Origin of the sequence: Streptococcus suis (assembly GCF_016743335.1) — a bacterium.
Lineage (GTDB): Bacteria > Bacillota > Bacilli > Lactobacillales > Streptococcaceae > Streptococcus > Streptococcus suis_Y.
The window spans coordinates 1-546 of the sequence record NZ_WCJE01000109.1; the positions used below are offsets into that span (position 1 = coordinate 1).

General features: G+C 36.6%; 1 protein-coding gene. It reads left to right on the plus strand.

Features of this window, described 5'->3' with window-relative positions; all coding sequences use genetic code 11:
* A partial coding sequence (locus tag F9856_RS12080) for a transposase (RefSeq protein WP_202106737.1) occupies window positions 1-474 on the plus strand: 474 nt, incomplete at its 5' end.
* Window positions 475-546: the final 72 nt, after the last annotated feature.

The following is a 546-nucleotide window of genomic DNA, read 5'->3' on the forward strand; positions in this document are numbered from 1 at the left end:
CAGTTTTACGAACTTCATTTTCGAATGGTGCGTCTCGAAATCAAGCCAGGTTTCTTTGAAACTTTGGTGACAAACACCGATTATTCTCCAGAAAAATTAAAAGATCTCTATGCCTACAGATGGGGCATAGAGACCAGTTTTCGTGACCTAAAATACAGTATCGGTCTGACTCATTTTCATGCAAAAAAGAAGGAAGGGATTCTCCAAGAAATCTACGCTCGCTTTATCAATTTTAATGTTTGTAAATGGCTAACCTCACACGTTGCTATTAAAACATCAAAGTTAAAACAGGCTTATAAAATTTGTTTTTCAGACGCTGTTTATGCCTGTCGAAAATTTCTTAGAGACAAACTCACTTCCTTCCAATTAGAAACCTACATTGCCAAACATTTATCCATCATCCGACCCAATCGAACGTTCCAAAGAAAGATAAAAAGCAAGGCACCTGTAAGCTTCACTTATAGAGTAACATAATAGTTGAAAAATAGGGGTAAAAAACCTCCTTTTTGTGCGCCCTAAATACAAAAACTATTCCCGTTTGGTCAT